The 8,971-nt window shown below is 54.2% G+C and carries 7 protein-coding genes and 1 riboswitch; of the genes, 2 read left to right on the top strand and 5 right to left on the bottom strand.

The window, feature by feature from the left end; translation table 11 throughout:
- The first annotated feature begins 78 nt into the window (after nucleotides 1-78).
- Nucleotides 79-335, top strand: a riboswitch (cobalamin riboswitch).
- 875 nt (nucleotides 336-1,210) lie between these two features.
- Nucleotides 1,211-2,047 (top strand): SDR family oxidoreductase, encoded by an 837-nt coding sequence (locus tag QZ554_RS07375; RefSeq protein ID WP_297195483.1) that lies wholly within the window; start codon nucleotides 1,211-1,213, stop codon nucleotides 2,045-2,047.
- 27 nt (nucleotides 2,048-2,074) lie between these two features.
- Nucleotides 2,075-2,821, top strand: a complete 747-nt coding sequence (lptB, locus tag QZ554_RS07380) for an LPS export ABC transporter ATP-binding protein (RefSeq protein WP_297195485.1) — start codon at nucleotides 2,075-2,077, stop codon at nucleotides 2,819-2,821.
- A 173-nt stretch (nucleotides 2,822-2,994) separates the two neighbouring features.
- On the opposite strand, the gene QZ554_RS07385 is transcribed toward lptB, so the two are convergent.
- From QZ554_RS07385 to QZ554_RS07405, 5 genes are all read right to left on the bottom strand, one after another.
- Nucleotides 2,995-4,491 (bottom strand): metallophosphoesterase family protein, encoded by a 1,497-nt coding sequence (locus QZ554_RS07385; RefSeq protein WP_297195487.1) that lies wholly within the window; start codon nucleotides 4,489-4,491, stop codon nucleotides 2,995-2,997.
- Nucleotides 4,475-5,059 (bottom strand): hypothetical protein, encoded by a 585-nt coding sequence (locus QZ554_RS07390; protein ID WP_297195488.1) that lies wholly within the window; start codon nucleotides 5,057-5,059, stop codon nucleotides 4,475-4,477. Before QZ554_RS07390 ends, QZ554_RS07385 begins: the two co-directional genes overlap by 17 nt.
- Before the next feature lie 24 nt (nucleotides 5,060-5,083).
- Nucleotides 5,084-6,064 carry a polyprenyl synthetase family protein gene (locus QZ554_RS07395; protein ID WP_297195490.1) on the bottom strand — a complete coding sequence of 327 codons (981 nt, stop codon included), beginning with the start codon at nucleotides 6,062-6,064 and terminating at the stop codon, nucleotides 5,084-5,086.
- A gap of 161 nt (nucleotides 6,065-6,225) precedes the next feature.
- The gene (locus QZ554_RS07400) at nucleotides 6,226-6,999 is read right to left on the bottom strand and encodes a hypothetical protein (RefSeq protein ID WP_297195492.1); all 774 of its coding nucleotides are present in this window, start codon (nucleotides 6,997-6,999) and stop codon (nucleotides 6,226-6,228) included.
- A gap of 166 nt (nucleotides 7,000-7,165) precedes the next feature.
- Complete coding sequence (locus QZ554_RS07405) at nucleotides 7,166-8,536, bottom strand: hypothetical protein (protein WP_297195494.1); 1,371 nt, start codon at nucleotides 8,534-8,536, stop codon at nucleotides 7,166-7,168.
- Nucleotides 8,537-8,971 lie beyond the last annotated feature (435 nt).

Here is an 8,971-nt window from a genome sequence, read left to right on the forward strand (position 1 = left end):
GGTACTGATGAGAGACGGGAGTCCTTTATGTTTTTTTGATTTTTTATTGTACCTTTGTCCTGTCTTACGAGTATGGCTCTTTTATAAATAGGATGAAGCGCATCCTGACTATTAGGAAGGAGAGCCAGCAAGGGAAGCCGGTGTGAGTCCGGCGCAGTACCCGCTACTGTAAGTCATCCCCCATCTCGGTCGCTACGTGCGGTCATAGGATGGGCTCCTCATCCAACCAGAGCCAACGAAGCTCCACCACTGGGACAGCTGTCCTGGGAAGGTGTATGAGAGAGGAGAGACTAGGATGATAAGCCAGGAGACCTGCTCCTAAGATCCAAGTAAAGCAATCTCGGGAATAAGATTGGGAAGACTATCCATGAGACAGAGTAGCGTGTAGCTACTGACCGTCTCCTCGATGAAGTGCACCTTCTGACGCACAGATGTACAGCAGAAGGACGTCTTTCCGCCACAGACCCAAGGGCGCGTTTGGCTTCCAGATGATGACATCATGTCGTGCATACACCACCCCACTCATGAGAGTGGGTGGTCTAAGTAGCTTCCTCGAGGAGAGACCCCGATAACATCCCGTAATCATGATCTCTCGGCTGCGCCTGAGGCACCTCGGTGTCCCTCGGGTGTACTCGCTTGTGATAAGTAGGGCATGAGCTCTACACCAAGGGTAGGACAAGGAGGCTCACAGAAGGGGTTTTTCTTCATGTTCCTCCAACCTATCCAAAGCCACCCCTTCCTCCTTAGTCCTTTGCCACCCATGGTGCTACTCATGTAGCTCAACGTGGAGGCTCGTATGCGTAGACATGTCAGAGGTGCATGGTTCGGTTAGAGCGCACTGCCACGATGTGGTAGGGTGTCTTTAGCCACCGTGCTACCGATGTCTCTCATCTCCCCAGCCTATTGCCCTGTCTAAGGCGTGCACGAAGACCTAAGACACCTCATCGCCCCCTCTCCCCCCTTAGGGGATGGGGACTATATACCATGGAGGCTAAGCAGGCCTCGCTAGATCAGCACCCTGTGTCATCATGGGGCGTCCCTCGTCTGTGTGAGCAGATGTACGCCTAGTTATCCCCCCTTCATCCCCCTATCCATCGCCCTCCCCCTTGTTTTTATACTCCTTTAGCCCATGAGTGCAGGGCTACTTGCACAAAAGCTGTATCTTTGTGCTGAAAGTTTCACTCACTTAACTAAAAGAATAATTTGCCTTATGAGCTATAATCTCTTAGCAGGAAAGAAAGGGATCATCTTCGGAGCCCTCAATGAGCAGTCTATTGCCTGGCGTGTAGCAGAACGCGCTGTCGAAGAAGGCGCCGAAATCATCCTCACCAATACCGCTGTGGCTGTACGTATGGGACAGCTGAACGAACTAGGGCAGAAGCTCGGGGCAAAGGTCGTCCCTGCAGATGCAACTAAGGAGGAAGAGCTCGAGGTCGTCTTCCAGGAGGCTATGAAGAGCTTCGGGAAGGTAGACTTCGTCCTACACTCCATCGGTATGAGCCCCAACGTACGTAAGGGACGTAGCTATGATGACCTTGACTACAAGATGCTCCAGACGACCTTCGACATCTCGGCAGTATCTTTCCACAAGATGCTTCAGGTGGCTAAGAAGCTCGATGCTATCGCAGAGGGTGGCTCTGTCGTCGCACTGACCTATATCGCTGCTCAGCGTACCTTCGTCGGCTATAGCGATATGGCTGATGCCAAGAGCCTGCTTGAGTCCATCGCCCGTAGCTTCGGCTATATCTATGGTCGTGACAAGGGTGTCCGTATCAACACCGTATCCCAGTCCCCCACAGTCACCACGGCAGGTAGCGGGGTCAAGGGTATGTCTGATCTACTAGACTTCGCAGAGGATCTCTCCCCACTCGGCAACGCCGACGCCAACGACTGCGCAGACTACTGCATCACCCTCTTCAGTGACCTCACTCGTAAGATCACGATGCAGAACCTCTTCAACGACGGAGGCTTCAGCTCCATGGGTATGAGTGCTGCTGCCATCGAAGCCTTTGCTGAAGGTCGCCTCGCTCGTCAGGAGAAGAAGTAAGATCCCTCTATATCCCCTCTCAGGACAATGATCCTTCGTACTGACAACCTCGTCAAGCGTTACCGCACCCGCACGGTCGTCAATCATGTCTCCATCCAAGTGGGACAGGGTGAGATCGTAGGGCTCCTAGGGCCTAACGGGGCAGGCAAGACCACCACCTTCTATATGACGGTGGGACTGGTAGTGCCTAATGAGGGGCGCATCTTCCTAGACGATGAGGATATCACTAAGTACCCAGTCTACAAGCGTGCTCGTGCAGGTATCGGCTACCTAGCCCAGGAGGCCTCTATCTATCGTAAGATGAGTGTAGAGGATAACATACTCTCGGTACTGGAGCTGACGGATAGGACGAAGGAGGAGCAGCAGGCGCGTCTCGAGGAGCTCATCTCAGAGTTTCACCTAGAGAAGGTACGTCAGAATCAGGGTAACCGCCTCTCCGGAGGTGAGCGTCGTCGTGCCGAGATAGCCCGATGCCTAGCTATTGACCCGAAGTTCATCATGCTTGACGAACCCTTCGCAGGTGTGGACCCGATAGCGGTGCAGGATATTCAGACCATTGTAGCCCAGCTACGACAGAAGAATATCGGCATCCTCATCACCGACCACAATGTCTATGAGACGCTGAGTATCACGGATCGTGCCTATCTGCTCTTCGAGGGGAAGGTACTCTTCGAGGGGACAGCAGAGCAGCTTGCCGAGAATGAGATCGTACGTGAGAAGTACCTTGGTAAGGACTTCCAGCTACGTCGTCGTAACTTCGACCACCTCGGCTAAGCCCAATCTCACTATAAGCATTTACCCCCGCCTTACTCCTAGGAGTAGGGCGGGGGTAAGTCTTTTTAGGTCGGGAGGTATGTTTAGGTTGGGAGGTAAGTACCTGGATGCATTCTTTATGGGTACCCTTCCCTTAGAGAAGGAGGGCTAGGAAAGAGGTAGGAGGCTTTGTGCTATTCCTTCTTCCTACGCTCTCGGCGCTCCTTCACCTCCTTGGCATACTGCGCAGCTCGCTTCTGTCCCTTGGGGTCTGTGGAGAAGTTTTCGTAGAGGAAGAGCTCGGGCAGTGACCGTGCCTTGTCGTCTACATGCACGACTCCATCCCTGCCTCGGCTTAGGGTGAACTCGTCATAGAGGAGCTTGGAGCGGTCTAGGAGACTATCCCTACTGACTGAGTCGGGCTGGAAGCGGTAGGAGGTATAGTGGATCTGTGACTTGGTCACGGTGATGTCCTGATAGAGCTGTAGCCCTGATCCGAGGCGGTCGTGTACGGCGGAGAAGCCATTGCGATAGACCTTTGGGGAGGCAGAGCTAATCACGAAGGCTGGGGCAATAGTATCCCCACGCTCGCCTCGTGTCGTAGAGCGTGCGTAGCCGTGGTCGTGCCCTTGTAGGACGAGGTCTGCCCCGTGGTCGAGGAGCTCATCTTTGAAGACGTGGTGCATGATGAAGTTCTTGCGCCCCTCACGTACACAGTCCACAGCGTGGTGGAAGAGTACCACCTGCCAGGGCTGTCTGGAGCTGGAGAGTGCATGACGTAGCCAGCTCTTGTGGCTATTGATCGCCCCCAGCCACATGATGTCCGTCGTGTCGAGGACGATGAGGCGCATGAGGGGGAAGTCAATATAATAGCTACGCTGCAGGAAGTCCTTGGGTCCATTGAGCGGGTAATTGGTCTGCGGTATCCAACGTACGTCAAGCTCACGAGCGAAGCCACGCTTGAGGTACTCATGATTACCTGGTGCGGCGATGACCGGGATGCGTGTGTTGAGTCCCTGCTGTGCCTGATACCAGCTCTGCCAATACTGGTCTGTCGGCCCTTCGATCTGGTCGCCTGCTAGGGCAAAGAACTGAATGGAGTCGGCTAGTCGTGCCTTAATCTCTCGGAAGAAGGTGCTGCTCATCTGACCCGCTGGGTCCTGTACATCTCCGAGGTAGACGAAGCGAGTCGTGTCACAGTCCCGCTTGCTAGGCATCGTAAAGGAATAGATAGGCGAGCGTCGCTCCCCACTCTGTAGCTGGTAGAGGTAGCGAGCCCCTAGGTGTAGGCTATCTAGGCTGACGTGGTAGAAGCACCCCTTGCCTGAGCGACTCTTGACGAGGCGCCCTAGGGCGGGGATACGCTGCTCAGGCAAGGTGTCGCCACCTGCTGTGATCTCCTGTATGTAGACTGCGGAGGCCTCTAGGTGCTCACCACTTCGCCAGGAGAGTGTGCGCTCAGAGGTGAAGTCACTCCCTGGAGTGAGGGTGATGCGGGAGATCTCCTCTGGGGTGTTGTAGGGAGCCTCGGGGGCATTGCCGAACCATGCTCCCCATCGCACCTTGAGCAATATGCCTAGGCTGAGGAGTATGACGAGCAGTAGGGGGATCAGGATGTAGCGCTTCTTCCTGCCCTTGCGCTTGTCGGGCTTGAGGTTACGTAGACGAGGTGGCTTATATTTGGTCCTCATGGGGTTGTTCTGGTAGTGTCTCTTGGGGTAGGGAGGGTCGGGGTGTGTCTTGCGTCTGCTGTGTCTGCTGGAGCTCCTTTACTTCCTGTCTCAGGGTCTCTAGCTCTTGCTTGAGAGCTTTGTTTTCTATCCCTAGGGCATCCCACTCTAGTAGTCCTCGCGTGGCTAGGCCGATCATGATGACAGCCACAGAGCCGATGACACCGAGTGAAGAGAGGGGGATTGTATTAGGGGCGAAGCCTGGCATCTCGAGCTCCCAGAGACTATAGCAGAGGATGGGGATCAGGAGCCCAATGAGAGCCGAGACAGCTAGCAACCATAGGTAAGAACGGAAAAGGCGTCGCCGCATCAAGTGGGGGGCGAAGCTATAGTAGTTGAGGTAGAAGAGCAGTATGAGGTACAGGTCGGTCAGCCACGTGGAGTAGTAGAGGCTAGGCCGTGCAAAGACGCTCTCTATCCCCTGACTCACTAGTGGGGTCACGAGTGTCTGTAAGAGGATCAAGAGAAGCCAAAGGGAGGCTGTGACGGCGAAGGTGATCGAGCGATCTGTGGTGGGCTTGCGTTCCATAGGGTGGTATAGTAGGGGGATGAATCAGTGAGTACGCGAACCGATGTAGTCGGATAGGGCGATTAGGGACGAGCGGTAGATGCTCTCGGGATAGCTGTAGAGGAGCTCCTTAGCTCGGTGGATATAGTCGGCTAGTCGAGTCTCTGCATAGGTGATGCCTCCATGCTCGATAGCATAGTGGGTGAGGTGGGCTACTGCGGCCTCGGTGATGGGACGCTCCCTGAGGAGCTCTAGGCAATGGTCTCCCTCGGCTGTTCCCTCGGTCTCTAGGAGGGTATGGAGGAGGGGAAGGGTGATCTTGCCCTCTCTGAGGTCGTTGCCGGTGGGCTTGCCTACATCGTTGCTGTAGTAGTCAAAGATATCGTCTCGTATCTGGAAGGCCATCCCGAGGTATTCCCCGATCTGTGTCAGACGCTCCTTGTCCTGTGTGCTAGCTCCGGTCATGATCCCTGCGATACGCGCACAGCTGGCGAAGAGCACTGCGGTCTTCTGACGGATGATGTCGTAGTAGTTCTCCTCGCTCAGGCGTAGACTATCTGCACTCTCAAACTGTCGGATCTCTCCCTCCGTCAGCTCTCTGCCGATACCGGAGATGATCTGAATGACCTCGAGGTCACCTAGAGAGATAGCCCCGATGAGTGCCGAGGAGAGGACGAAGTCCCCCATGAGCACAGCCACACGATTGTCGTAGAGGACGTTGAGCGTAGGTTGGCCTCGGCGGGTGGAGGCCTCATCGATCACGTCATCATGGATGAGGGTGGCGGTGTGGATTAGCTCCAGTAGGACGGCTGCCTCGATACTTGACTTGGGGGGATCGCCACCTGCGATCATTCCAGCCATCAGAGCTACGAGGATCGGGCGTACCTTCTTCCCTGTGGAGGCATTCAGACGATCGATAGCGTCTTGGAGCCATTCGGACTTTGTCGCCAGTATCTCGTTGAACTGGCTGTGGAAGTCCTCCACATGGTCTGCTACGGGTGCCTTGATTATATCTATTTGTTGCATCAACTATCTGTATCAATGAAGTGACAAAAATACATATAATATCCCAGCCCTGCCCTAGGTATGCGGTCTACCTACCCAATGGATATGCTCCTAGACGAAGCAAATATCCCCCACTACCGATCTCGGTGGTGGGGGATATGTCTTTGAGTCTAGGCACTTCCTTAGGGGCGAGCCTTAGGGCTGTATATCGACCATCCCGTGCTGTAGAAGAAGGGGTAGGCGTCCTTGAATATCTCCGTATCCTGATATAGGATGTCTGCTATCAGTAGGGGGCTTAGGCCACTATACTTCGCTGAGAGGACGTACATCAGTGGGTCTGTCGGGCTCTGGGCTACTATATCGAGTAGCAGGCGGGAGGAGTACCACTTCAGGAGCTCTATGTGCTCTGGCTTGGTCAGCTGTACACAGATAGCATCCGTTAGCCCTCGCTCCTCATTTCCTCGGGTGAAATAATAGGGTACTCGGTAGACGAATGTCTTCTCATCTAGCTGGGCTGTGTGCTTGGAGACTACCCAGTAGAGCTTCTTGTCTAGGGCATCCAGGTCCTCCTTCTTCTCGGTGGGTCTACTACCTCTGTGGATGATCTTCTTGGTATCATCCATCAGCTTGCCTGTGGCGTAGATACCCTTGGACTCGTCTACGGCAGGGAGCTTGCTGGGGTCGTCAAGCTTGATGACGGAGTAGAGCTTGGTCTCGTTGAGGAGCAGGCCTATTTGTACGTGCTGTGTCTGCCCATTTGTGGTCTTGCGCTCCCAGTAGTAGCGTTCTGCGGGGTTGCTTATTTTGAAGCGATACACGCAGCTAGCGATATGCCGTATGCGTATCTGCTCGGGGGTGAGGGGATTGGGTTTAGGGTTGTCATTCCCTAGACACGAGGTGAGGGTCGCCACTGCACAGAGCACGGCAAGCCCTAGGGATAGGATATTTCTCTTCATAGCTCAAATAAAGTATGTGTTGATGAACATGAATGGGGCAGGCTGCAGGGGCTGTGTATCTGTCTCCTGCCTTAGTCTTACTTTTACAACGTATGGACAAGTGATCCTAATATCCTCTAGGCCTAAAAAGGGGTGAACTCTCGTTAGAGTTCACCCCTTGACTTGCCTAGTTCAGTTTTAGGCTTAGGACGGAGAATGGGAAGCGCAGAGGCTTGTCGAAGGCGACTTCATTGACGCCGAGGAGCTCCATCGTAGCCTTGAGGGTAGTCCCCTCAAGTCGTGCCTCAGTCACTCGAAGTCTAGGAGCTAGGAGGTAGATGTCTCGCCCCTTATCATCGCCACTGACTCCCGAGAGGAGGAGCTGCGAGCCACCAGCGAGCTGCTTCTGCCCCCACACGAGGTTCTGCGGATTACGTGGATACCTGAATACCCATTGAGTCTTCGTGATCCAGTTCTCTAGCCCACGATTGAGGTGGGCAGAGAGATCCTCCTTCTTGTTCCATCCCTTTAGCTTCGTACTCATCGTCTCGATGAACTCGCTGTCGTGGCTGATGTAGAGGTCCTTCTCTAGGTTCGTGAGGGGCTTGAAGCCCGAGACGGTGAAGGGAATCGTTGCGATCACACGGTCGGCATCTGTGCCCTGACGGTGGAGCTCGATCGTGAAGGAGAGCGTGTTGGCACTGCTCTGCTCCTGCTTACTATCGCTCTTGAGGAGAGCTGCATATCGTCCCGTATCGTAGGTGATGAGGGAGGAGATATAGAGGTCAAGGTACTCATAGATCCCTCGCATGTAGCGTGTGGGAGGGAAGTCCTTGTTGAGGGGGAGACGCTGGGCGTAGTAGTCGTTGATGTTCACCTCTAGGCTGCGTGCAGCGTCACTGCTCGTACCCTTATAGACGGTCTTGAAGGAGAGCTCTCCTGCTCCAGAGGCCTTGGTGCTGTACTTCACCTCCTTGAGCTGAAGGCTCTTGATCTCCTCGGCTGTGAGCTCGTACTGCTCCCCAGAGGCACTGGAGGAGTAGAAGCGTACGTATGGGGTAAGAGCCTCAGCGGTGAACCAGTCGGCCTTCCCATCTAGGTAGAGAGCCTCTAGCTCGATCCCTCGTAGGTAGACCTCGGGGGCAACACGCCATGCGACCTGCATCCTGCGCCCGAGGGTGGCGTCATCAGGACGCTGCACCTGCTTGAATCCCGAGAACTGATAGCTTCCCGTGAAGGCCTTGCCATCGACTTTGCCGTTCGTTACCTCAAGGGTGAAGGAGCCTTGACTGGAGTTGCTATTTGTGATCTTCGTCTGTAGGATCTGGATCCGCTTGCCTCCGACGGTCTTCTCCTCGGTAGTAGCGGTAATCTTGGTCTCGGCAGCGATGATATCTGCCGTCTTGTCTAGGGCATAGTAGGTCTCTATCTCAGCGAGGCTCACCGTAGGTACTCCAGGCTGAGGAGTAGGGGTCGGTGTGGGGGTAGGGGTAGGTATCTCCTTGCGACAGCCACTGAGGGCAACGAGGGCAAGGAGTACAAATAAAATGGATCTCATATATAATTATTGTGTTATTGCGATTAAAACGCTTCTTATGATGTCTTTATTGCCCGCAAAGGTACCCTTTTCCCGTTAAACCATCCTTTCGCCCCGTCCCTGCATCCCTTCATTGCTCTTGTTTGTCCCCCGATACGCTAGCTCCTCCGAGCTGTTATTTCCTAACTTATTTACCTCTTAGTCTATAGTATACGTCTATGACTAAGTATGCTTCACAGCCTCTTTGCTTTAGACTTGTATGATTTGACTATTCGCTTCTGCTCCTCCCTCTGCCCTTCCTTATCTCCGCTGGATAGCCGTTAGAGGAGGGGGGATAACTATTCTACTCCCAGCTCCTCCTCTTACTATACCTAGGTAGGGGAAGATGGGAAGGGAGGGGTCAAAGAGGTCAAAAATCCCCTTTGCTAACTATCTCTGTATCAATCGTGCTGATAG

The sequence above is a fragment of the uncultured Porphyromonas sp. genome (genome assembly GCF_915070105.1).
In the GTDB taxonomy this organism is placed as follows: Bacteria; Bacteroidota; Bacteroidia; order Bacteroidales; family Porphyromonadaceae; genus Porphyromonas.

Excerpts from the sequence above, each read along its gene's own strand:
- QZ554_RS07395 (WP_297195490.1), bottom strand. The coding sequence starts at position 6,064 with ATGCAACAAATAGATATAATCAAGGCACCCGTAGCAGACCATGTGGAG.
- QZ554_RS07390 (WP_297195488.1), bottom strand. The coding sequence starts at position 5,059 with ATGGAACGCAAGCCCACCACAGATCGCTCGATCACCTTCGCCGTCACA.
- QZ554_RS07400 (WP_297195492.1), bottom strand. The coding sequence starts at position 6,999 with ATGAAGAGAAATATCCTATCCCTAGGGCTTGCCGTGCTCTGTGCAGTG.
- QZ554_RS07385 (WP_297195487.1), bottom strand. The coding sequence starts at position 4,491 with ATGAGGACCAAATATAAGCCACCTCGTCTACGTAACCTCAAGCCCGAC.
- QZ554_RS07405 (WP_297195494.1), bottom strand. The coding sequence starts at position 8,536 with ATGAGATCCATTTTATTTGTACTCCTTGCCCTCGTTGCCCTCAGTGGC.
- lptB (WP_297195485.1), top strand. The coding sequence starts at position 2,075 with ATGATCCTTCGTACTGACAACCTCGTCAAGCGTTACCGCACCCGCACG.
- QZ554_RS07375 (WP_297195483.1), top strand. The coding sequence starts at position 1,211 with ATGAGCTATAATCTCTTAGCAGGAAAGAAAGGGATCATCTTCGGAGCC.